This is a genomic window from Pseudomonas fluorescens, from assembly GCF_900215245.1.
Taxonomy (GTDB): Bacteria; Pseudomonadota; Gammaproteobacteria; order Pseudomonadales; family Pseudomonadaceae; genus Aquipseudomonas; species Aquipseudomonas fluorescens.
The window spans coordinates 1,785,633-1,806,939 of record NZ_LT907842.1 but is presented as its reverse complement, the minus strand read 5'-3'; the positions used below and the strand labels follow the sequence as shown (position 1 = coordinate 1,806,939).

General features: G+C 60.5%; 21 protein-coding genes. 14 read left to right on the top strand and 7 right to left on the bottom strand.

Annotation, left to right across the window (positions count from 1 at the left end):
* Positions 1-66 precede the first annotated feature (66 nt).
* Complete coding sequence (locus tag CPH89_RS08540; protein WP_053258537.1) at positions 67-645, bottom strand: DUF6436 domain-containing protein; 579 nt, start codon at positions 643-645, stop codon at positions 67-69.
* A 99-nt stretch (positions 646-744) separates the two neighbouring features.
* On the opposite strand from CPH89_RS08540, the gene CPH89_RS08535 reads away from it, so the two are divergent.
* A complete protein-coding gene (locus CPH89_RS08535) occupies positions 745-1,686 on the top strand; it encodes a phospholipase BipL (RefSeq protein WP_053258810.1) in 942 nt (313 codons plus the stop codon).
* Positions 1,687-1,791: 105 nt separating this feature from the next.
* On the opposite strand, the gene CPH89_RS08530 is transcribed toward CPH89_RS08535, so the two are convergent.
* Positions 1,792-2,544: a DUF2059 domain-containing protein gene (locus tag CPH89_RS08530; protein WP_053258536.1), complete on the bottom strand. Its 753-nt coding sequence runs from the start codon at positions 2,542-2,544 to the stop codon at positions 1,792-1,794.
* 131 nt (positions 2,545-2,675) lie between these two features.
* Between CPH89_RS08530 and CPH89_RS08525 the strand changes: the two genes are divergently transcribed.
* Together CPH89_RS08525 and CPH89_RS08520 are read left to right on the top strand one after the other, a co-directional pair.
* Entirely contained in the window at positions 2,676-3,308 is a 633-nt protein-coding gene (locus CPH89_RS08525) for a 2OG-Fe(II) oxygenase (RefSeq protein ID WP_053258535.1), read from the top strand.
* Positions 3,309-3,310: 2 nt separating this feature from the next.
* Positions 3,311-3,814 (top strand): 2-thiouracil desulfurase family protein, encoded by a 504-nt coding sequence (locus CPH89_RS08520; protein WP_053258534.1) that lies wholly within the window; start codon positions 3,311-3,313, stop codon positions 3,812-3,814.
* Between the two features lie 49 nt (positions 3,815-3,863).
* On the opposite strand, the gene CPH89_RS08515 is transcribed toward CPH89_RS08520, so the two are convergent.
* A complete protein-coding gene (locus CPH89_RS08515; protein ID WP_053258533.1) occupies positions 3,864-4,349 on the bottom strand; it encodes a transporter substrate-binding domain-containing protein in 486 nt (161 codons plus the stop codon).
* Between the two features lie 134 nt (positions 4,350-4,483).
* Here CPH89_RS08515 and CPH89_RS08510 point away from each other — a divergent pair, with 134 nt between their 5' ends.
* Positions 4,484-4,924, top strand: a complete 441-nt coding sequence (locus CPH89_RS08510; protein WP_053258532.1) for a DUF4399 domain-containing protein — start codon at positions 4,484-4,486, stop codon at positions 4,922-4,924.
* 64 nt (positions 4,925-4,988) lie between these two features.
* On the opposite strand, the gene serA is transcribed toward CPH89_RS08510, so the two are convergent.
* Positions 4,989-6,218 (bottom strand): phosphoglycerate dehydrogenase, encoded by a 1,230-nt coding sequence (serA, locus tag CPH89_RS08505; RefSeq protein ID WP_010167810.1) that lies wholly within the window; start codon positions 6,216-6,218, stop codon positions 4,989-4,991.
* A gap of 226 nt (positions 6,219-6,444) precedes the next feature.
* On the opposite strand from serA, the gene CPH89_RS08495 reads away from it, so the two are divergent.
* From CPH89_RS08495 to CPH89_RS08480, 4 genes are all read left to right on the top strand, one after another.
* A complete protein-coding gene (locus CPH89_RS08495; RefSeq protein ID WP_053258531.1) occupies positions 6,445-7,839 on the top strand; it encodes an FAD-binding oxidoreductase in 1,395 nt (464 codons plus the stop codon).
* 22 nt (positions 7,840-7,861) lie between these two features.
* The gene (locus CPH89_RS08490; protein ID WP_053258530.1) at positions 7,862-8,527 is read left to right on the top strand and encodes a fumarylacetoacetate hydrolase family protein; all 666 of its coding nucleotides are present in this window, start codon (positions 7,862-7,864) and stop codon (positions 8,525-8,527) included.
* Positions 8,528-8,779: 252 nt separating this feature from the next.
* A complete protein-coding gene (locus tag CPH89_RS08485) occupies positions 8,780-9,703 on the top strand; it encodes an SdiA-regulated domain-containing protein (protein WP_053258529.1) in 924 nt (307 codons plus the stop codon).
* Between the two features lie 120 nt (positions 9,704-9,823).
* Positions 9,824-10,732 carry an SdiA-regulated domain-containing protein gene (locus CPH89_RS08480; RefSeq protein ID WP_053258528.1) on the top strand — a complete coding sequence of 303 codons (909 nt, stop codon included), beginning with the start codon at positions 9,824-9,826 and terminating at the stop codon, positions 10,730-10,732.
* On the opposite strand, the gene CPH89_RS08475 is transcribed toward CPH89_RS08480, so the two are convergent.
* Together CPH89_RS08475 and rpiA are read right to left on the bottom strand one after the other, a co-directional pair.
* Positions 10,733-12,679: an autotransporter domain-containing protein gene (locus CPH89_RS08475; RefSeq protein WP_053258527.1), complete on the bottom strand. Its 1,947-nt coding sequence runs from the start codon at positions 12,677-12,679 to the stop codon at positions 10,733-10,735.
* 367 nt (positions 12,680-13,046) lie between these two features.
* A complete protein-coding gene (rpiA, locus tag CPH89_RS08470; protein WP_053258526.1) occupies positions 13,047-13,718 on the bottom strand; it encodes a ribose-5-phosphate isomerase RpiA in 672 nt (223 codons plus the stop codon).
* A 137-nt stretch (positions 13,719-13,855) separates the two neighbouring features.
* Here rpiA and ilvA point away from each other — a divergent pair, with 137 nt between their 5' ends.
* Genes ilvA through CPH89_RS08450 form a run of 4 tightly spaced genes read left to right on the top strand, consistent with a single transcriptional unit; the run spans position 13,856 to position 17,548 of the window.
* Positions 13,856-15,370 carry a threonine ammonia-lyase, biosynthetic gene (gene ilvA, locus CPH89_RS08465; protein ID WP_053258525.1) on the top strand — a complete coding sequence of 505 codons (1,515 nt, stop codon included), beginning with the start codon at positions 13,856-13,858 and terminating at the stop codon, positions 15,368-15,370.
* A 40-nt stretch (positions 15,371-15,410) separates the two neighbouring features.
* Positions 15,411-15,824 carry a DUF2269 family protein gene (locus CPH89_RS08460; RefSeq protein ID WP_053258524.1) on the top strand — a complete coding sequence of 138 codons (414 nt, stop codon included), beginning with the start codon at positions 15,411-15,413 and terminating at the stop codon, positions 15,822-15,824.
* A 9-nt stretch (positions 15,825-15,833) separates the two neighbouring features.
* Complete coding sequence (locus CPH89_RS08455) at positions 15,834-17,084, top strand: SDR family oxidoreductase (protein WP_053258523.1); 1,251 nt, start codon at positions 15,834-15,836, stop codon at positions 17,082-17,084.
* Positions 17,081-17,548, top strand: coding sequence for a DUF2269 family protein (locus tag CPH89_RS08450; RefSeq protein WP_053258522.1), 468 nt, complete (start codon positions 17,081-17,083; stop codon positions 17,546-17,548). The genes CPH89_RS08455 and CPH89_RS08450 overlap by 4 nt, the downstream gene beginning before the upstream one ends.
* A 114-nt stretch (positions 17,549-17,662) precedes the next feature.
* Here CPH89_RS08450 and CPH89_RS08445 read toward each other — a convergent pair whose 3' ends face one another.
* On the bottom strand, positions 17,663-18,319 hold the full coding sequence (locus CPH89_RS08445) for a histidinol-phosphatase (RefSeq protein ID WP_053258521.1): 657 nt from the start codon (positions 18,317-18,319) through the stop codon (positions 17,663-17,665).
* A gap of 143 nt (positions 18,320-18,462) precedes the next feature.
* On the opposite strand from CPH89_RS08445, the gene CPH89_RS08440 reads away from it, so the two are divergent.
* Positions 18,463-18,942: an RNA pyrophosphohydrolase gene (locus tag CPH89_RS08440; protein ID WP_053128161.1), complete on the top strand. Its 480-nt coding sequence runs from the start codon at positions 18,463-18,465 to the stop codon at positions 18,940-18,942.
* Positions 18,943-18,964: 22 nt separating this feature from the next.
* Positions 18,965-21,244, top strand: a complete 2,280-nt coding sequence (gene ptsP, locus CPH89_RS08435; protein WP_053258520.1) for a phosphoenolpyruvate--protein phosphotransferase — start codon at positions 18,965-18,967, stop codon at positions 21,242-21,244.
* Positions 21,245-21,307: the final 63 nt, after the last annotated feature.

Here is a 21,307-nt window from a genome sequence, read left to right as displayed (position 1 = left end):
CGAAAACGTACGATACAGCAGCCGATTCATCGCGGGATTGGAGTTTGCCGGTTGAACAGCCTGTGTTCAGTTTGACGCCTTGCTCCACTCGCAATAGCAGCCCACCGCCAGGGTATGGGTGGCGTCGACTTCGCGCCCGGCCTCAAGTGCTTTCAAAATCGGCTCAATAAAGCTGTTGCCGGAATTACACGTCAGGCCCTCGCTGTACGGCCCGAAATACGCGAGCTTGCCTGTGCGATCCCAAATCCCGACAGCCGGGGTGGCGGGGACCTGATCGGCGCCGGCCAGGCTATTGAGGGTTTTCATCTTGCGCAGGTTGTCAGGCAGTTGGCCGTGGCTGCCGGCTTTTTGCAGGGCATAGAATTCGACGCCTTGGGGCGCGTACTGCTCGATGAGCTCGCCCAGGTGTTGCTGGTTGCCGACGTTGCACGGGCAGGCGGGGTCCCAGAAGTGCACCAGGCGAATCGGACCTGGGCCTGCGAGTTCGGCGGGCAGGCGCAAGGCGTCGCCGGAGAACACGGCCGTGTGTTCGCTGAATGCGCGCAGGTAGCGGCCCTGGAACCAGTCATACGCCGCCCACAGCACGCCAGTGCAGATGATCAGGAGCAGGCTGGCGAACAGGGCGGAACGGTAGGGCTGTCGCATTCAGAACTATCCTCGGAGGTCGCGTAGCTTGCCATGCTTGCCCTGACAGATGAATATCGCAGCTCGATATTCATCTTCACCGTCAGTCTGGAACCCTTTATGCCTGTCAGCTTTGACCCCGATCATCTGCGCGAAAGTTTGCGACCCCTTGTGGATGCGCAACCGCTCAGCGCCGAGGCGCGGGTCTACCAGCGTTTCTATGGGCTGGATTTATCTGCGCGCAAAGTGCCGGCGTTGAGCCGTCTAGGACGTTTCGAAGTGGATGGCTTTGAGGTGGTTGCCCAGGTGTGGTGGCCACCACAGCCGGTGGCGACGATGTTTATGTTCCACGGCTTCTACGACCATATGGGGCTGTACCGCCACGCGGTGGACTGGGCGCTGGACCAAGGGTTTGTGGTGATTGCCTGCGACTTGCCCGGCCATGGTCTGTCCAGTGGCGCACGCGCCAGCATCGATGACTTTTCGGTGTACCAGGACGTGGTGCAGGCTTTGTTCGCCCAGGCCAAGGCGCTGCAACTGCCGCAACCCTGGCACCTGTTCGGGCAAAGCACCGGCGGTGCGGTGGTGGTGGACCATTTGCTCAATCACGGTGCCGCCAGCCCGGCCCAGGGCAAGACTTTTCTACTGTCACCCTTGGTGCGGCCGCGTGCATGGGGTTGGTCGCAGGTCAGTTATTACCTGCTGCGGCCGTTCGTCAAAGGCATCGCCCGGCGGTTCAGCGAGAACACCAACGACCCCCAATTCAAGCCGTTCCTGGAAGCTGACCCCCTGCAGCCACGCCAACTGCCGACTGCCTGGGTGGGCGCGCTGGCGCGCTGGATCAAACGTATCGAAGCCGCACCGCGTAGCCCACGGCAGCCGGTGATCGTGCAGGGCGAGGAAGACATGACGGTGGATTGGCAGCACAACCTGCAGGTGCTGCGGGCTAAGTTCGATCAGCCGGAGGTGTTAATGCTGCCGCGGGGCAGGCATCACTTGGCGAATGAGATTCCGGAGATTCGCCAGGAATACTTCCAGTATTTGACGGACCATCTGAAGTAACACGGAGCCAATGTGGGAGCGGGCTTGCTCGCGAAAACCGCCTGTCAGTCAACTAATACAGTGGCTGACACACCGCATTCGCGAGCAAGCCCGCTCCCACATTGGTTACTGCGCCAGGCTGGAAGTGCTTTGACCAACGGCAAGACCTGCGCGAATGGCTGCAAGAGCTGCCTTGTAATACGCCCTGCCTTCCGGCGATTCCGCAAACGTGGCGAATTCTTCCAGCTCCGGGTCGGACAAATCTCGATAGACATACAGCAGGGTGTTATTCAGGTCGTTGCCGATTTGCTGCATCAGCCGCTCGCGCTGACCATTGAGCATGCCCTGGGCCTGGCCGCCACCCAGCAGGCCAGGAATCATCTGGCTCAAGCTGTCGGCGGCAACCCCGGCAATCGCCAGGCTGACTTCCGCCCCCGCCTCGCGTGCCGGCAGGGCCTGAGCCAGGTGCCCGATGATCAGGCTGCGGGTCGCGTCGGCCTCGATGTGTGGCAGGCCTTGCGCGTTTTTTGCCAGCTGGTCACGGCGGGTGGCCAGCAACTCGGCGGCGACAATCTTGCGGCCCAGCGGCGATTGGAAAAACGCCAGGGCAGGTTTCGGGTCCGCGAGGTTTTTGCGCAATTGCGCTTCAGCACGCTTGTCCACGGCCTGCGCCGCAAAACGTGTGTTGCTGTTGTCCACCAGCGCCTGGTACACCGCCGGCGGCAAGCTGTTGCGGTAGCGCTGCTGGGCTGCACTGAGGGCGTCATTGAAATGCGCACGTTGTTCGGCCCAGCCGGCGACCTTGTATAACTGGTCATGGCCGTCTGCCCAAGCGGGCAAAACGCAGAACATCAGCATGGAAAAAAACAAACGACGCATAGGGACTCCTGTCAGTCGGCCACTATTGTCCGTGTCGGGCGTAGGATTTGTCGAGAAATCCTATCAGTCACCTGACTAAAGTGTGTTCAGACGCTCGGCGGCTCTGTCGGATTTACAGGCGTATGGATACTATGCGCGCCATGCAAATACCCCTCGATCATCCCCTGCTGCAACGCATCGTCGACGACCTGGCCGAAAAAGGTTGGTCGCAGCAGAACGGCTTCCTGCCCCAGGCTCTGACCCTGGAACTGGCGGCTGAGTGCCGTAAACGTGCGGCTGAGGGTGAACTGGCGCCCGCAGCGGTGGGGCGCGGCCCGGCCCAGGAGATTCGCGAAGGGATTCGCGGTGACCATATCCAGTGGCTGGAAGAGGGTGATGCCGCCGTCTGCGAGACGTACATGGGCGTGATGGACAGTCTGCGCCAGGCGATGAATCGTGGTCTGTTCCTGGGCCTGGAGGATTTCGAAAGTCACTTTGCGATGTATCCACCGGGGGCGTTTTACCTCAAACATGTGGACCGTTTTCGCGACGACGACCGGCGTATGGTCTCGGCAGTGGTTTACTTGAACGACGCTTGGCTGCCCGAGCAGGGTGGCCAGTTGCGCATGTACCTCAAGGACGGCGTGGAATACGACGTGGTGCCCAGCGGTGGTAGCCTGGTGGTGTTCCTGTCTGGCGAGGTGCCCCACGAAGTCCTGCCCGCAACGCGTGAGCGCCTGTCCCTGACCGGCTGGTTTCGCCGGCGCGGTAACGAGCCGTTTTAAGTATGGAAAAGATTCTGATCAGTCGCTGCCTGCTCGGGCACAAGGTGCGTTACGACGGTGGTGCCAGCGGCCCGTTCGATCAATTGGCAGCCTGGCAGGCACAAGGGCGCGTGGTTGCGATCTGCCCCGAAGTGTCGGGCGGTTTGCCTACGCCTCGGCCCTCTGCCGAGATCCCGGGCGGGCAGGGTATCGATGTGTGGGAAGGTCGCGCTCAGGTGCTGACCGCTGAGGGAGAAGACTTCAGCGCCGCCTTTCTCGATGGCGCCCGCCAGGCCTTGGCGCTGGTGCAGCGCCATGACATCCGCATTGCCGTTCTCAAGGCCAATAGCCCATCTTGCGGGAACCTGCTGACCTATGACGGCACCTTCAGCGGCGTGAAGGTCAGCGGCGAAGGCGTGACGGCGGCATTGCTCAAGCGCCATGGAGTGCGGGTGTTCAGTGAGCTTGAACTGGCCGAAGCGGCAGCTGCTCTGTGCGATAGCGATAGCTCAACACCTGATGTGTGACTGACACACCGCTATCGCAGGCAACCCAGCTCCCACATCGACCGAGTATTTATTCGCCTTTGGTGTTGCCCCCAAACCACTTCTGCGTCAGCGCTTTCAAGCGGCCATCGGCCTTCACGTGCTGCAACGCCTTGTCCAGGCTGCTCTTGAAGGCCGGGTTGCCCTTCTGGAAGGGAATCGCAAGCTCCGGCTTTTGGTGATAAGGCTCGCTGAAATCGAACCGATCACTGAGCTCGGCAGTCATAGCGATATGGTTGATGGCCACGTCGTACTTGCCGGTTTCAACGCCTGGCAGCAGGTCGGTGTCGTCGGTGGTGATAAACGAGGGGCGCACGTCCATCTCCTTCGCCAGTTGCTCACCGAGTTCCACTTCAAAACCGGTGAGCTTGTCGCCGTCCTTGAAGTTGAACGGTGGTGTGTTGGCCTCTACGGCGATACGCAATTCGCCGCGATCAAACACGTCATCAATCAGTTCGGCGTGAGCCAAAGGGCTCAGAAGGGGCAGCAAAAGTACAAGGCCAGGCGAAAAGCGCATGGTCGCTCCTAAAGAATTCGTCTGTGCGAGGCGCCTTTCAGCATCGCTTTGCTATGGTGTTGAGTGCCTTGGACAGCAATTTGTCGCGAAGTTGTGATAACCCAACAGATTTCCTGGAAAAACTGGAGAAGCGAATGAAAGCTCTATTGTCTCGTGCAACCCTGGCTAGCCTCTTGCTGGGGGCGTCGATGCTGGCCACCGCCGCTGACGGTATTCCGCGCAGTGCTCCACCCGAAGGTGCGAAAGTATTTATCGTGTCGCCTAAAGATGGCGCCACCGTCGATAAAACCTTCACCGTCAAATTCGGAATGGACGGCCTGAAACTGGCCCCGGCCACCAGCCAGGACCCAGGCACCGGCCACCACCACCTGCTGATCGACCAAAAAGAGCTGCCTGACGCCAGCGTGCCGATCCCGGCCACCGACACCGTGATTCACTACGGCAAGGCCCAGACTGAAACCGAGCTGACGCTCACTCCGGGCAAGCACACGCTGCAACTCGTTGCCGGCGACAAACTGCACATGCAGTTCAACCCGACTGTAGCCTCGAAAGTCATCACGGTTAACGTCAAGTAAGATTTGTTCAGATGTAAAAAAGGGAGCCCCGAAAGGCTCCCTTTTTTGTGCGGCGTTTAAAGCGTTAGAACAACACGCGGCTACGAATCGTGCCGTTGATGTGCTGCAGCTTCTCTTGCGCCAGGTCCGAGTACTCGGCGTCTACGTCGATGACCACGTAGCCGACTTTCTCGTTGGTCTGCAGGAACTGACCGGAAATGTTGATGCCGTTTTCTGCGAAGACCTTGTTGATCTCCATCATCACGCCAGGGATGTTCTGGTGGATGTGCAGCAAACGGTGCTTGCCAGGGTGAGCCGGCAGGGCCACTTCCGGGAAGTTGACCGAGGACACCGACGTACCGTTGTCGCTGTACTTGACCAGTTTCTCCGACACTTCCAGGCCGATGTTGGCTTGGGCTTCAGCAGTGGAACCGCCGATGTGTGGAGTCAGGATCACGTTGTCCAGGCCACGCAGCGGGCTTTCGAAGATGTCGTCGTTAGAGCGTGGCTCTACCGGGAACACGTCGATAGCGGCGCCGATCAGGTGCTTGTCCTTGATCGCGTCGGCCAGTGCGTCCAACTCGACCACGGTGCCGCGTGCAGCGTTGATCAGGATGCCGCCTTTCTTGATCGCGCGGATTTCCTTCTCGCCGATCATCCACTGGGTCTCAGCGGTTTCCGGAACGTGCAGGGTGACGATGTCGGACATGCCCAGCAGTTCGGTCAGGCTCGACACCTGAGTGGCGTTGCCCAGTGGCAGTTTGGTCAGGGTGTCGTAGAAGAACACCTGCATGCCCAGGCCTTCAGCCAGTACCGACAACTGCGTACCGATCGAGCCGTAACCGACGATACCCAGCTTCTTGCCGCGGATTTCGAAGGAGTTGGCCGCGCTTTTGATCCAGCCGCCACGGTGGCAGGAAGCGTTCTTCTCTGGGATGCCGCGCAGCAGCAGGATGGCCTCGGCCAGCACCAGTTCCGCCACGGAACGGGTGTTGGAGTACGGTGCGTTGAACACCGCGATGCCGCGCTCGCGCGCTGCGTTGAGGTCGACCTGGTTGGTGCCGATGCAGAAACAGCCGACGGCCACCAATTTCTTGGCGTGGTCGAAGATCTCTTCGGTCAACTGAGTGCGGGAGCGAATGCCGATAAAGTGCGCGTCGGCGATCTTTTCCTTTAACTGGGCTTCCGGCAGAGAACTGGTGATGTACTCAATGCTGGAGTACCCAGCGGCTTTCAGTACGTCGACAGCCGATGGGTGGACGCCTTCCAGAAGAAGGAACTTGATCTTGCTCTTATCGAGAGAAGTCTTGCTCATCTGCGTAAACCTGTATCCCGGAGAAAAATGGCAGGGAATCGAGCAGTTAGTGCCCTGAACCAGTGCACAAGAGCTGACCCGGACGGCAGGAAAGCCGTCACCGCAGAAACGCCTTTGGGCTCTGTCCTGCGGGGGCGGTATGCTAGCATACGCGCCCCGCTAAACACCTATTCCTGCGACGTGAAGCGTTCTCAGGATGACCATGAATTGTTCGAGAGTTCTGTCGATGACCCATCCTGCCCTGATTGATGAGCTAAAGACCCTGGTTGAGCCCGGCAAAGTGCTGACCGATGCAGACTCCCTGGAGGCTTACGGCAAGGATTGGACCAAGCACTTCGCACCTGCACCGTCTGCCATCGTCTTTCCCAAGACCATCGAACAGGTGCAAGCCATCGTCCGTTGGGCCAATGAACACAAGGTGGCGCTGGTGCCATCCGGTGGTCGTACCGGCTTGTCGGCTGCTGCCGTTGCGGCCAATGGCGAGGTGGTGGTGTCGTTCGACTACATGAACCAGATCCTCGACGTGAACCTCACCGACCGCACCGCCAGGTGCCAGCCGGGCGTGGTCACCAAGCAATTGCAGAACGTCGCCGAAGAAAAAGGCCTGTACTACCCGGTGGACTTCGCTTCGTCCGGTTCGAGCCAGATTGGCGGCAACATCGGCACCAATGCCGGCGGGATTAAAGTGATCCGCTACGGCATGACCCGCAACTGGGTCGCCGGCATGAAAGTCGTCACCGGCAAAGGTGACGTACTGGAGCTGAACCGCGACCTGATCAAGAACGCCACCGGTTATGACATGCGCCAGCTGTTTATCGGTGCCGAAGGTACGTTGGGTTTTGTGGTGGAAGCCACCATGCGCCTGGACCGGGCGCCGAAAAACCTCACTGCCATGGTGCTTGGCACCACTGACTTCGACTCGATCATGCCGGTGCTGCACGCGTTCCAGAGCAAGCTGGACCTGACCGCCTTCGAATTCTTCTCCGACAAGGCCCTGGCCAAAGTCATGGGCCGTGGCGACGTACCGGCACCGTTCGAAACCGAATGCCCGTTCTACGCGCTGCTGGAATTCGAAGCCACCACCGAAGAAGTCGCCAACCACGCCCTGGAAACCTTCGAGCACTGCGTTGAGCAGGGCTGGGTGCTGGACGGCGTGATGAGCCAGAGCGAAACCCAACTGCACAACCTGTGGAAACTGCGCGAGTACATCTCCGAGACTATTTCCCACTGGACGCCCTACAAGAACGACATCTCCGTGACCGTTTCCAAAGTCCCGGCGTTCTTGAAGGAAATTGACGCGATCGTCGGTGAGCATTACCCGGACTTCGAAATTGTCTGGTTCGGCCACATCGGCGACGGCAACCTGCACCTGAACATCCTCAAGCCGGAAAACCTGAGCAAGGACGAGTTCTTCGCCAAGTGCGCCACCGTCAACAAGTGGGTGTTCGAGACCGTCGAGAAGTACAACGGCTCGATCTCCGCCGAACACGGCGTGGGCATGACCAAGCGCGATTACCTGACCTACAGCCGCTCGCCGGTTGAAATTGAATACATGAAGGCAGTCAAAGCGGTGTTCGACCCTAACGGGATCATGAACCCTGGCAAGATCTTCGCTGTTTAACCGTCCCTGAAGGAGTCGTTTCATGAGCTACCAGCACAAGTACATCGACGGCACCAACATCCACTTTCCCCTGGGTAAAGTGGTGTGCATCGGGCGTAACTACGCCGAACATGCCAAGGAACTGGACAACCCGGTCCCGACCGAGCCCCTGCTGTTCATCAAGCCGGGCAGTTGCGTGGTAGCACTGGAAGGTGGTTTTGCCATCCCTACCGAGCGCGGCTCGGTGCACTACGAAGCGGAAATCGCGGTACTGATCGGCAAACCGTTGTCGGCCAAGCCGAGCCGTGAAGAAGTGCTGGACGCCATCTCCGGCTTCGCCCCGGCGCTGGATTTGACCCTGCGCGACAAGCAGGCCGAATTGAAAGCCAAAGGCCTGCCGTGGGAAATCGCCAAGTCGTTCGACGGCGCGGCGGTGATCGCACCGTTTGTGGTGAGCAGCACCTTTGCGGACGTGACCGACATCGGCATTCGCCTGACCATCAACGGCGAAGTGCGCCAGGACGGCAACAGCGCGCAGATGCTCAACCCGATCATCCCGATGATCCAGCACATGGCCGGCTGCTTCTCGCTGCAGGCGGGTGACGTGATTCTCACCGGCACCCCGGCCGGTGTGGGCCCGTTGAATGTGGGCGATGAGCTGGTGTTGGAGCTGGCGGGCGTGAGCCGCTTCGAAAGCAGCGTTCGCTAAGAACCCGGCCAAACGCGGTCAAAAATGTGCGAGCGGGCTTGCTCGCGAATGCGGTGTACCAGTCAACACATTCGGTGACTGACACGCTGCATTCGCGAGCAAGCCCGCTCCCATTTGATTGCGTACATCATTAGCAGAATCGAAGGGTTTTGCATTTTTTTCACACGCCATCCGGATAATCCGCAGGCTCCTGCGCGCGGGCCCGTCGATCCTGTGCTATCACCTAAAGCTGACTTTCTGGAAAAGCGCTCAATGGCCGTGCTCTTGCCTTCCGTTAAATCCAAACCCCGTTCACGTTTTGCCCTGCGCTGGTATTCCTGGCTGTTCCTGGTCGCGGTAATTGTGTATGGCGTTGCCTGGGCGATGCATTGGGATGATCGCGGCGTATTGTGGGTGGCGGAGCGTTTTGAAACGCCGGCTGAGCGACAAGCGAGCGTGTGGCTGCCGGATTACCGTGCGGTTATCGACGCCAAATTGCTGCCCGGTATGGAGAAGGACGAGGCTTCGGACGTTTCCTATAACCCGCAGACCAAAACCCTGTTTTCTGTGATGGGCAAAAACCCGTTCCTCGTGGAGCTGAGCCTGCAAGGCGACGTGCTGCGCAAAATGCCGCTCAACGGCTGGAATAACCCGGAAGGTGTGACAGTCATGGAGAACGGCCAGATGGCCATTGTCGATGAACGCATGCACACCCTGACCGTGGTCAGCGTTGACGCCAGCACCCAGCAACTGAATTTCGCGGACTTCAAGACTTACGACCTGGGCCCGTCCAAGGATCAGAACAAAGCCTTTGAAGGCGTGACCTGGGACAAACGCAACCAGCACATCGTACTCGGCGAAGAGCGCCCGCCGGCGCTGTTCACCTGGAAAAGCGATGGCAGCACGCTGACCGGCGACAAGCAAAAGATCGCCAGCACCGCGCTGGACGTGCGCAACATCTCGGCCCTGGCCGTCGACCCGCGTACCGGGCACTTGCTGGTGTTGTCGGCCGACTCCCACCTGCTGCTGGAGTTGGATGAGAAGGGCGAGCAAGTCAGCTTCATCACCCTGCTTGGCGGCTTCAATGGTCTCAAGCACACCATTCCCCGGGCGGAAGGCGTGACCATGGACGAGAACGGCACGTTGTATATGGTCAGTGAGCCGAACCTGTTCTATCGCTTCGAAAAACAGAAATAACCGACGATTGCGTCGGTTACCGCTCTATAAGCGGCATTCACCAGGCACTCGGCAGCGTTTAAGTTTAAATTCAGAACGGCGTGATATTTATTCGCCACTTTTTGTCTTTGAGCTTGCCTGATGCGTCGACTTGCCCGCCCCAAACCCGCGTTCTTTATCGTGATGCTGCTCACTCTGGTCGCCGCCGGAGTGGTCGCACAGCACTTTCGCCTGTTTGAGCGTGGCTGGTTCAATTTCCAGACATGGCGCCATCCTGCCGATGAGCGCTCCATTGGCCTGGGGGATTACCGCGTCAGCCTGCAAGCCGTGGTCATCGACGGTCTCGACGACAACGTCTCGGCCCTTACCTACGACCCGGTGCGCAAAAGCCTGTTTACGGTCACCAATAAAAACGCCGAGCTGATCGAGCTGTCCCTGGACGGCAAGATCCTGCGGCGGATTCCTCTGGTGGGGTTTGGCGATGCGGAGGCGGTGGAGTTCATCAGCGACAACATCTACGTGATCAGCGATGAGAGCCAGCAACGACTGATCAAGGTGCATGTGAATGACGACACCCAATTTCTCGATGCTGCGGATGCTGAGCAGATGACGTTGGGCGTGCACATCGGTGGTAACAACGGCTTCGAGGGCCTGGCGTACGACTCGGTGGGCAAGCGCCTGTTTGTGGCCAAGGAACGCGACCCGATGCTGATTTACGAGGTTCACGGGTTTCCCCATTTCAAACCGGAAAAAACCTACTCCGTGCACGTGATCAACAACCCCAAGCGCGATGCCGGGCTGTTTGTGCGCGACCTCTCGAGCCTGCAATACGACGAGCGCAGCGGCCACCTGCTGGCGCTGTCGGATGAATCGTTCCTGGTGCTGGAGCTGGGCCTTGATGGTCGCCCGTTGAGCAGTCTTTCTTTGCTCAACGGGCGCCATGGCCTTGAAAAGCGTGTGCCGCAGGCCGAAGGGATCGCCATGGATGACGAAGGCTCGTTGTATGTGGTCAGCGAGCCGAACCTGTTCTACGTGTTCAAAAAGCCCTGATCAAAACATCCATTGCACGCCCAATGAATAGCCGGTCTGGCTGCCTTCCGTATGCCCAAGGCGGCTGTTCACTTCGGCATACACACCCAGTTGCGGGGTAATCGCCAACTGGCTGCCGACCTGGGCGCGGCCAAAGCGCTTGTCCACTGAACCAAGGTTGGCGGTGCGCGCCTGGCCGTCGGCGCGGGCGGTCAATTGCAGGTCTTCGAGGCGGCCGTCAGCCAATTCGTTGACCCAGGCGATGTCGCCGTAAGGCAGCAGGCTCATGCCATAGGGCAGGGCAACGGCACCGCGCACGCGCCAACCGAGGCTGGCTTCCAGGGAGTCGAAAGACTGTTGTTCGTATTCCAGCGCCGTGCGCAGGTTCTGTTTTTCGTGGAATTTATCAATGCGCGAGTGGCTGTAATCCAGGCCGGCAAATGGCCCGCTCTTGATCGCACCGAAATCAAAGTCATAACCGCCCAATACGCGCGCGCCCAACGACAAGGCGTCGGTGTTGCCGGTCAGGTGCTGGTCGAGCAGCACCGGGCCGCCATTGGCCTGGATCAGCAGGTTACGCTTGGAATCAAAACGCGTGTGGCCGACGCTCAGGTCGCCGGCCAGCCAGCTTGGCCCGCCATCGTTGAGCAAGGCATAGGCCGCGGCCTGCCAGGTGTCGCTGTCCAGTTTGCCGCGCTGCTCCAGCGTGTCGCGGCCATTGAGGTAACTGAGGCTGGCGCCGATATTCAGGCTGGAGGTGAGCTGATAGTCGCCCAAGGCGTGTACGCCCAGGCGTCGGGTGTCACGGTTGAGCGGGCTGTCGAAGCCGCTGTCCGGGGTGTATTCGCCGTCCACGCCGATTTCGCCGTCTACGCTTCCGACCTCGCGGCTGGCCGCTTGTAAGGTCAACCAACGGCGATCATGCAGACGCACCATAGCCTGATGCTGGCGTTGCAGGTTGTCCTGCAGGTTGCGCGCAACGGCGCCGCCCGACGTGGTGGAGGCCAGCAAGTCGGCGTTGGTCAGCTCCAGCACCAGGCGGCTGAGCAGGCGTGAATAGTCGCGCAGGCGCTGGTCGATGCGTTCCTGGCCAAAGGCATTGGTCAGCACGGCCTTGTTGTCTTCTGCCGGGTCGTGCCAGGTGGAGCCGCCGGGAATTTTTGGGTTATTGGTTTGGGTGTAACCGTCCAGATCGCCCAGCTCCCAGTTGGTGGCTTCGATATACAGAATCGGGATCTTCAGCGGTTCGAACGGCTCGCCATCACTGCAGCAGCCGGTGCCCTTGGGGTACTGCGGGTCCAGGCCCGGGTTGGTGAACAGCGGGATGTTCAGCTCCTTGGCGATTTGCAAGGTGTGCTCGCGCAGCGACGCCAGGGCGGGGTTGGCCGTGCTGTTCTGGCCGGCGTGGGCGTACATCATGTCGCCGGTGATCAGGCTGTCGAGGTTGATCATCGCCAGCATGTTCGCGCGTTGGCTGGCGCTCAGTGAGTCGACGAAGGCCTTGGAGCCGCGCAGGCCTTCTTCTTCGGCGCCGAAGCCGACGACCTGCAAGCCGTTCTCCAGCGGCAGGCCGCCGAGGTTCCTGGCCACTTCGGTCAGCACGCTGGCGCCGGAGCCGTTATCGTCCAGGCCTTGCAGGGTGGGGCGGCCGAAGTAGGTGTCGAAGTGCGCGCCAATCACCACGTACTGCGGTTTAGTGCCTGCAGCATAGGCCACCACGTTTTGCGAAGCGCGAGTGCCGTTGTTCCAGGTGAAGTTCTGGCGACTGAGGTTGTAGGCCGAACCCATCTGGCTTTGCATCCAATCTGCCGCGCCGGCGAAATTGGCCGTGCCGCGATAACGGCCGGGGTAGTCGTTGATCAGCTTTTCCAGGGTGGTATTGGCGTGCTGGCCGTAATCGTAGGCCTGGGTTTGCGTCGACAGCAGAGTGCCGACAACGCTGATAGCGAGGGCAAGAGGCTTTATCACAAGGTCGTCCTTGAGGTGATGGGGGTTTCAAAGCCCAGACCCATTGCACAATGCGCGCCTCATTCCATGGGCGTGTGCGAAGTGGCGCATTGTTAAACGCGTGGGTCGCCTGGGTGTAATTTGTAACGGATTTGATACTAAGAGAGGCGTGGAATGCCGTGACATGCGCACGGTTTTTGAGCGTAGGTGCTGCGAAAAGTAGCGGTTTTGTTACACAGTTATCCAGGTCAGCACACATTAAATGTGGGAGCGGGCTTGCTCGCGAATGCGGTGTCTCAGTCGCCAGATCAGTTGATTGACACACCGCATTCGCGCGCAAGCCCGCTCCCACACAAGCCCTGTCTCCACAGGAAATCAGCGCTGAGCTTCAGGCCTTAAGGGTTTTCACGCCTTCAGGCGTACCCAGCAGCAGCACATCCGCCGGGCGCGCGGCGAACAAACCGTTGGTGACCACGCCGACGATCGCATTGATCTGGGTTTCCAGTTCCACCGGGTTGGTGATCTGCATGTTGTACACGTCGATGATGATGTTGCCGTTGTCGGTCAACACGCCTTCGCGGTACACCGGGTCGCCGCCCAGTTTCACCAGTTCACGGGCCACGTGGCTGCGGGCCATCGGGATGACTTCGACCGGCAGCGGGAACGCACCGAGTACCGGCACCAGCTTGCTGGCGTCGGCGATGCAGATAAAGGTCTTGGCCACGGCCGCGACGATCTTCTCGCGGGTCAGGGCGGCGCCGCCGCCTTTGATCAGGTTCAGGTGTTCGTCGCTTTCATCGGCGCCGTCTACGTAGAACTCCAGGTCGCTCACGGTGTTGAGCTCGTACACCGGAATGCCATGGCCCTTGAGGCGCGCGGCGGTGGCTTCGGAGCTGGCCACGGTGCCGTCGAACGCGCCCTTGTGCTGGGCCAGTGCATCGATAAAGCAGTTGGCGGTGGAGCCGGTGCCGACACCGACGATGCTTTTGTCGTCGAGTTTAGGAAGGATTAAATCGACGGCGGCCTGGGCCACTGCCTGTTTGAGTTGATCCTGGGTCATGCGGGCTCCGGAACGGGCGGGGAGTTATCGAGGGCGGCGAGTATAACCCAACAAAACCTCGGGATTCGTGTGGTCGCCCGGCCAAAAGCCGGGTTAGACTCCTTGGCCCTGCCCAACCCGCTCAGTGATGCCTGCCGATGCTTGAACAGTACGTCAAAAAGATCCTCACCTCGCGCGTTTATGACGTTGCCGTAGAAACCCCATTGCAGACCGCTCGCCAGCTCTCCGAGCGGCTGGGCAACAAGGTCTGGCTCAAGCGTGAAGACTTGCAGCCGGTGTTCTCGTTCAAGATTCGCGGCGCCTACAACAAGCTGACCCAACTGAGCGCCGAAGAACGCGCGCGCGGTGTGGTCACGGCTTCTGCGGGCAACCACGCCCAGGGCCTGGCCCTGGCGGCCAAGGTGCTGGGGGTCAAGGCCACCATCGTGATGCCCAAGACCACGCCGGAGATCAAGGTCGAAGGCGTGCGCTCGCGTGGCGGCAAAGTGGTGCTGCACGGTGATTCCTTCCCGGAAGCCCTGGCCTACTCGCTGAAGCTGGTCGACGAAAAAGGCTACGTTTACATTCACCCCTACGATGATCCGCACACCATTGCCGGGCAGGGCACCGTGGCGATGGAAATCCTGCGCCAGCACCCGGGGCCTCTGGACGCGATTTTTGTGCCGGTCGGCGGCGGCGGGCTGATCGCGGGTATCGCGGCGTACGTGAAATACCTGCGCCCGGAGATCAAGATCATCGGCGTCGAGCCGGACGATTCCAACTGCCTGCAAGCCGCGATGGCCGCGGGTGAGCGCGTGATCTTGCCGACCGTCGGCATTTTTGCCGATGGCGTGGCGGTGGCACAGATCGGCCAGCACACGTTCGACATCTGCAAAGACTATGTGGATGAAGTGATTACCGTCAGCACCGATGAAATCTGCGCGGCGATCAAGGACATCTACGACGACACCCGCTCCATCACCGAGCCGGCGGGCGCATTGGGTGTGGCGGGGATCAAGAAATACGTGGAGACCCGTGGCGTGACCGGGCAAACCCTGGTGGCCATCGACTCCGGCGCCAACGTCAACTTCGACCGCCTGCGTCACGTCGCCGAGCGCGCCGAGCTGGGTGAAGGCCGCGAGGCCATCATCGCCGTGACCATCCCCGAGAAGCCGGGCAGCTTCAAGGCGTTCTGCGAAGCAGTGGGCAAGCGCCAGATCACCGAATTCAACTACCGCTACCACTCCGGGCGTGAGGCGCACATCTTCGTCGGCGTGCAGACGCACCCCGAAAACGACCCGCGCAGCGCGCTGATCGCCAGCCTTACCAGCCAGGGCTTCCCGGTACTGGACCTTACCGAGAACGAACTGGCCAAGTTGCACATCCGCCATATGGTGGGTGGCCACGCGGCTAAAGTCAGCGATGAGCTGGTGTTTCGTTTCGAGTTCCCGGAGCGCCCGGGCGCACTGTTCAACTTCCTTAACAAATTGGGCGGGCGCTGGAACATCTCGATGTTCCACTATCGCAACCACGGCGCGGCCGACGGACGTGTGGTCGCGGGCCTGCAAGTACCGGCAGACGAGCGTCACCTGGTGCCGGCCGCGTTGGCACAAATCGGCTACCCGTATTGGGATGAAAGCGAAAACCCGGCCTACCAGCTGTTCCTCGGTTGAGCGACTACGCTGACTGAGCGGCCTATAAGGAATCGAGACCATGGAAACGCTGACCACCCTCAAGGTTATTCACATCACCGCCACCGTGTTGCTGCTGCTCAGCGGCCTCGGCCTGGCGGTCCTGGCCTGGCGCAAACGCAGCGCCGGCCCGGCCGTCACCGTGCAACGCCCATGGGTGTTCGTGTGGTTGTTGATGGGGATAAGCCTTGTCAGCATGCCGTTCACCGGCTGGTGGCTGGTGCACTTGGTCGGCTGGCCGCTGGGGCAAACCTGGATTCTGGGCTCCAGCCTCCTCTATACCGTGGCCGCGCTGGCCTGGTTCTGGCTGGTGGCACGGCTTAATCGCCTGCGCAAAGGCGAAGGCGGCAACCTGAATTTCACCCTGGTGCTGGCGGTGGTCAGCCTGGTGGGGTTTGTGGCGATTGCCGGCTTGATGGGCGCCAAACCGGTCTAAAGGATCTTCATGAATATTCTTTTGGTCGGCGCCACAGGGTTTGTAGGCGGCCACCTGTTGCGTGCCTTGCAGCAAGCGGGGCACCGCGTGATCGCTACGTGTCGCGAGCCTCGAAGTCAGAACTGGCCAGGGGTAGAGTGGCGGTCACTGGATTTGAGCCGGTTGGCGATCGACCCCGAGTGCTTTGTTTTTCCTGACTCTGTTGATTTATTGATCAATGCGGCGGGCCTGCTGAGCGTGGATGCGGCGCAGTTGAGCCGTGTCCAGGATCAGGGCGCCCGCGTGCTGTTTGATCTGGCGGCCCGGCACGGTGCGCGGGTGTTGCAGATTTCTGCCCTGGGGGCTTCGGCGCACTCCGACGTGCCATTCCTGGCCAGCAAAGGCTCGGCGGATGATTACTTGCTCGGCCTGGGCAAAGCGTGCGTGGTGCTGCGGCCTTCATTGGTGGTGGGTGCTGGCGGTGCCAGCAGTGCGTGGTTGGCCGGGCTTTCGCCTTGGCCGTTGATTCCGTTGCTGAACCTCAAGGCCCACCTGCAACCCGTGCATATCGACGACGTGGTCGGTGCGGTACTGGCGCTGTTGCGGCAGTGGCCGGCCGAATCAATGGTGCTGCCGTTGGTGGGCCCTGAGCCGATGCCACTGTCCAAGGTCATTGACCACCTGCGTGCCGCTCAAGGCTGGGGCGCGGGCCGCTACCGGCAAGTGCCGTTGCTGGGGTTGGGCGGTTGGCTGGGAGACCACTTGGGTTGGCGGGCGTTGAATCGACAAAGTATCGCACTGGCGCAACAGGACAATGTGGCCGACCCCGAGGTGCTGGCTTCGGTGTGCGGCTATACGGCCGCACCGCTGGCCACGCGGCTGCGGGATTGGCCGACGGCAACAGTGAGTAGCCAACGCACTGTCCGCCCGCTGATGCTGGCGGTGATGGTGCTGATCTGGCTGGGCACCGCAGTGGTCTGCGTCGGCCCGGGTTATGACTGGGGCCTGCGCATCCTGGCCGAAGCGGGCGTGCAAGGCGCTTGGGCGACGCTGGCGGTGATCGCCGGGGCCGTGTGTGATGGCCTGTTGGGCTTGGGGCTGCTGGTCGCGCGTTGGCGCAGGCAGACCCTGATCCTGCAACTGCTGCTGATGGCCGGTTATACCGTGGTTATCAGCATAATCCTGCCCCATTACTGGTTTGATCCCTACGCGGCGGTCGCCAAAAACCTGGTACTCATGGTGGCTACTCTTTGGCTTCTTTGGACTGAACCCCGGCGATGAGCGCTTACCTGCTGCTGAAAACCCTGCATATCCTGTCGTCGACCATTCTGTTCGGGTTGGGTGCGGGCTCGGCTTACTACGCCTTGCGCGCCTGGCGCAGCGGCAAGGTTGAAGTGATCGCCGTGACCTTCAAACACCTGGTGTTCGCCGACTGGGCGTTTACCGCGACCACGGCGGTGTTCCAGCCCTTGAGCGGAGTCGGCTTGATGCACTTGGCGGGTTGGTCGATGCAGCAAAGCTGGCTGCAATGGACCATCGGCCTGTATTGCCTGGCCGGGATCTGTTGGCTACCGGTGGTGTGGTTACAGATTCGTGTGCACACGATGGCCGAGCAGGCGTTGCGCGAGGGCACGGCGATGCCGATCAAGGCGACAACCTATATGCGCTGGTGGTTTGGTCTGGGCTGGCCGGCGTTTCTGGCGTTTGTGGCGATTTTCTATTTGATGGTGGCGAAGCCGATGTAAGGCTTGGGGCCCAGTCGACTTCATTCGCGAGCAAGCCCGCTCCCACATTCGAGCCGGTTCCTTCAGAGGGAGCGCGGTCAAAATGTGCGCGCGGGCGTGCTCGCGAAGGCGTTATCAGCCGCGCAGACTAATCACCGGCCAGCCACGCTTCTGGGCTTCAGCCCGCAGATTCGGGTCCGGGTCCACGGCTACCGCATGCGTCACCTGCTCCAACAGCGGCAAGTCATTCATCGAATCGCTGTAGAAGTAGCTGTCTTCCAGGCTGTGCCCGGTTTCTTCGAGCCAGCGATTCAAACGCGTGACCTTGCCTTCGCGGAAGCACGGCACATCGGTGCTGCGCCCGGTGTAGCGGCCATTTTCCATCTCGCACTCGGTGGCGATCAGGGTTTCAACCCCCAGGCGCGCGGCAATCGGTGCGGTGACGAAGCGGTTGGTCGCGGTGATGATCACCAGCTTGTCGCCGGCGGCACGGTGCTTGGCCAGCAGTTCCATGGCCTGCGGCAGCATGATCGGCTCGATGCAGTCACGCATGTAGTCGTTGTGCCATTCGTCCAACTGGGCCATCTCGGTGCGGCCGAGGATTTCCAGGCAGAAATTAAGGTAAGCGGCGTTATCCAGCTTGCCGGCCAGGTAATCCTGGTAAAACTCATCGTTGCGCGCCTTGTAGGCCACCGCATCGAGAATTCCGCGTTCGCAGAGGTAATCGCCCCAGGCGTGATCGCTGTCACCGCCCAGAAGCGTGTTGTCCAAGTCGAATAAAGCCAGGCGCATTGCAGTTACTCGCTGAAAAGTCTGTAAAAAGGCGTCCAGAATACGGTCTTTTCACAAGAGTGCACATAAGGTAAGAAGCCTCGTTGCCGCTGGAACAACCTTTGTGGAACAATGCGGCGACATGCGTTTGCGAGGTTGTTGCCGTGATCGACCCCGATGGTTTCCGTCCTAATGTCGGGATTATTCTTACGAATGATGCCGGACAGGTGCTATGGGCTCGCCGAATCAACCAAGATGCCTGGCAGTTTCCTCAAGGCGGAATCAACCCCGACGAAACCCCTGAAGACGCCTTGTACCGTGAGTTGAATGAAGAAGTCGGCCTTGAGCGCGAAGATGTGCAAATTCTGGCCTGTACTCGCGGCTGGTTGCGCTATCGTTTGCCGCAACGCCTGGTGCGTACGCACAGCCAACCGCTGTGCATCGGCCAGAAGCAGAAATGGTTTCTCCTGCGCCTGATCTCCAACGAGCAGCGGGTGCGGATGGATTTGACCGGTAAACCGGAGTTCGATGGCTGGCGCTGGGTCAGCTATTGGTACCCGTTGGGCCAGGTGGTGACATTCAAGCGCGAGGTTTATCGTCGCGCTCTCAAAGAGCTTGCCCCGCGCCTTTTATCGCGCGACTGACGACGGAGTTCGACCCCGAGCCATGCTCAATACGCTGCGCAAGATCGTCCAGGAAGTTAACTCCGCCAAGGATCTCAAGGCGGCGTTGGGGATTATTGTGTTGCGCGTCAAGGAAGCCATGGGCAGCCAGGTCTGCTCGGTTTACCTGCTGGACCCCGAGACCAACCGTTTTGTGCTGATGGCCACGGAGGGCTTGAACAAGCGCTCCATCGGCAAAGTCAGCATGGCGCCCAATGAAGGTCTGGTGGGCCTGGTGGGGACGCGTGAAGAACCCCTCAACCTCGAAAACGCGGCCGATCACCCGCGTTATCGCTACTTTGCCGAAACCGGTGAAGAGCGCTACGCCTCGTTCCTCGGCGCACCGATCATTCACCACCGCCGCGTGGTCGGCGTGTTGGTCATTCAGCAAAAAGAGCGCCGCCAGTTCGACGAAGGTGAAGAAGCCTTCCTCGTGACCATGAGCGCGCAGTTGGCCGGGGTTATCGCCCATGCCGAAGCCACTGGCTCGATTCGCGGCCTGGGTCGCCAGGGCAAGGGCATCCAGGAAGCCAAGTTCGTCGGCGTACCGGGTTCGCCGGGCGCTGCCGTCGGCACGGCGGTGGTCATGTTGCCACCGGCCGACCTCGATGTGGTGCCGGACAAGACCGTCAATGACATTGACGCTGAAATCAAACTGTTCAAGACCGCCCTGGAAGGCGTGCGCGCCGACATGCGCAACCTGTCGACCAAACTGGCCACGCAACTGCGCCCCGAAGAGCGCGCGCTGTTCGACGTGTACCAGATGATGCTCGACGACGCGTCGCTGGGTAACGAAGTCAAAACCGTCATCAAGACCGGCCAGTGGGCCCAGGGCGCGTTGCGCCAGGTGGTCACCGATCACGTCAACCGTTTCGAATTGATGGACGACGCCTACCTGCGCGAGCGTGCCTCGGATGTGCGCGACCTCGGTCGCCGTCTGCTCGCCTACCTGCAGGAAGACCGCACCACCAACCTGGTGTACCCCGACAACACCATCTTGATCAGTGAAGAACTGACCGCCACGATGCTCGGCGAAGTGCCAGAAGGCAAACTGGTGGGCCTGGTCTCGGTGTTGGGTTCGGGTAACTCCCACGTTGCGATCCTGGCGCGGGCCATGGGCATCCCGACGGTGATGGGCCTGGTGGACCTGCCGTACTCCAAGGTCGACGGCATCGACATGATCGTCGATGGCCATCGTGGCGAAGTCTTCACCAACCCCAGCGAGCTGATGCGCAAGCAGTACGCCGAGGTGGTGGAAGAAGAGAAACAACTGGCGCTGGGCCTCGATTCGTTACGCGAACTGCCTTGCGTAACCCTCGATGGTCACCGTGTGCCGCTGCTGGTCAATACCGGCCTGCTCGCCGATGTCGCCCGTGCGCAACAACGCGGCGCCGAAGGGGTGGGGCTGTACCGCACCGAAGTGCCGTTCATGATCAACCAGCGTTTCCCGAGTGAGAAGGAGCAGCTCGCGATCTATCGCGAGCAACTGTCCGCCTTCCACCCGTTACCGGTGACCATGCGCAGCCTGGACATCGGCGGCGATAAGTCACTGTCGTATTTCCCGATCAAGGAAGACAACCCCTTCCTTGGCTGGCGCGGTATTCGTGTCACCCTCGACCACCCTGAAATTTTCCTCGTCCAGACTCGCGCCATGCTCAAGGCCAGCGAAGGCCTGAACAACCTGCGCATTCTGTTGCCGATGATCTCCGGCACCCATGAGCTGGAAGAAGCACTGCACCTGATCCACCGAGCCTGGGGCGAAGTCCGTGACGAAGGCGCCGACGTACCGATGCCGCCGATTGGCGTGATGATCGAAATCCCGGCGGCGGTGTACCAGGCTAAAGAGCTGGCGCGGCAAGTGGACTTCCTGTCGGTCGGTTCCAACGACCTGACCCAGTACCTGCTGGCCGTGGACCGCAACAACCCAAGGGTGGCCGACCTCTACGACTACCTGCACCCGGCGGTCCTGCAAGCCCTGCAGCACGTGGTGCGTGACGCCCATGCCGAAGGCAAGCCGGTGAGCATTTGCGGTGAAATGGCCGGTGACCCGGCGGCAGCGGTGCTGCTGATGGCGATGGGCTTTGACAGCCTGTCGATGAACGCCACCAACTTGCCGAAGGTGAAGTGGTTGCTGCGCCAGGTAAACCTGAGCATGGCCAAGGAGTTGCTGGCCGAGTTGATGACCATCGACAACCCGCAAGTTATCCACAGCTCGCTTCAGCTGGCGCTGAAGAATTTGGGGCTGACGCGGATGATCAACCCGGCCTCGGCAAAAACCCTCTAAGCCGAGGTGCGGCCGTCGCCGGCAAGCCCGTCTCCCACAGAAGAATGCATCCAACTGTGGGAG

Bases quoted from the DNA above. Each gene is read 5' to 3' on its own strand.
- CPH89_RS08535 (WP_053258810.1), top strand. From the start codon at position 745: ATGCCTGTCAGCTTTGACCCCGATCATCTGCGCGAAAGTTTGCGACCC.
- CPH89_RS08485 (WP_053258529.1), top strand. From the start codon at position 8,780: ATGGCCGTGCTCTTGCCTTCCGTTAAATCCAAACCCCGTTCACGTTTT.
- CPH89_RS08495 (WP_053258531.1), top strand. From the start codon at position 6,445: ATGACCCATCCTGCCCTGATTGATGAGCTAAAGACCCTGGTTGAGCCC.
- CPH89_RS08450 (WP_053258522.1), top strand. From the start codon at position 17,081: ATGAGCGCTTACCTGCTGCTGAAAACCCTGCATATCCTGTCGTCGACC.
- serA (WP_010167810.1), bottom strand. From the start codon at position 6,218: ATGAGCAAGACTTCTCTCGATAAGAGCAAGATCAAGTTCCTTCTTCTG.
- ilvA (WP_053258525.1), top strand. From the start codon at position 13,856: ATGCTTGAACAGTACGTCAAAAAGATCCTCACCTCGCGCGTTTATGAC.
- CPH89_RS08445 (WP_053258521.1), bottom strand. From the start codon at position 18,319: ATGCGCCTGGCTTTATTCGACTTGGACAACACGCTTCTGGGCGGTGAC.
- CPH89_RS08520 (WP_053258534.1), top strand. From the start codon at position 3,311: ATGGAAAAGATTCTGATCAGTCGCTGCCTGCTCGGGCACAAGGTGCGT.
- CPH89_RS08460 (WP_053258524.1), top strand. From the start codon at position 15,411: ATGGAAACGCTGACCACCCTCAAGGTTATTCACATCACCGCCACCGTG.
- CPH89_RS08490 (WP_053258530.1), top strand. From the start codon at position 7,862: ATGAGCTACCAGCACAAGTACATCGACGGCACCAACATCCACTTTCCC.
- CPH89_RS08480 (WP_053258528.1), top strand. From the start codon at position 9,824: ATGCGTCGACTTGCCCGCCCCAAACCCGCGTTCTTTATCGTGATGCTG.
- CPH89_RS08510 (WP_053258532.1), top strand. From the start codon at position 4,484: ATGAAAGCTCTATTGTCTCGTGCAACCCTGGCTAGCCTCTTGCTGGGG.
- rpiA (WP_053258526.1), bottom strand. From the start codon at position 13,718: ATGACCCAGGATCAACTCAAACAGGCAGTGGCCCAGGCCGCCGTCGAT.
- CPH89_RS08515 (WP_053258533.1), bottom strand. From the start codon at position 4,349: ATGCGCTTTTCGCCTGGCCTTGTACTTTTGCTGCCCCTTCTGAGCCCT.
- CPH89_RS08455 (WP_053258523.1), top strand. From the start codon at position 15,834: ATGAATATTCTTTTGGTCGGCGCCACAGGGTTTGTAGGCGGCCACCTG.
- ptsP (WP_053258520.1), top strand. From the start codon at position 18,965: ATGCTCAATACGCTGCGCAAGATCGTCCAGGAAGTTAACTCCGCCAAG.
- CPH89_RS08525 (WP_053258535.1), top strand. From the start codon at position 2,676: ATGCGCGCCATGCAAATACCCCTCGATCATCCCCTGCTGCAACGCATC.
- CPH89_RS08540 (WP_053258537.1), bottom strand. From the start codon at position 645: ATGCGACAGCCCTACCGTTCCGCCCTGTTCGCCAGCCTGCTCCTGATC.
- CPH89_RS08530 (WP_053258536.1), bottom strand. From the start codon at position 2,544: ATGCGTCGTTTGTTTTTTTCCATGCTGATGTTCTGCGTTTTGCCCGCT.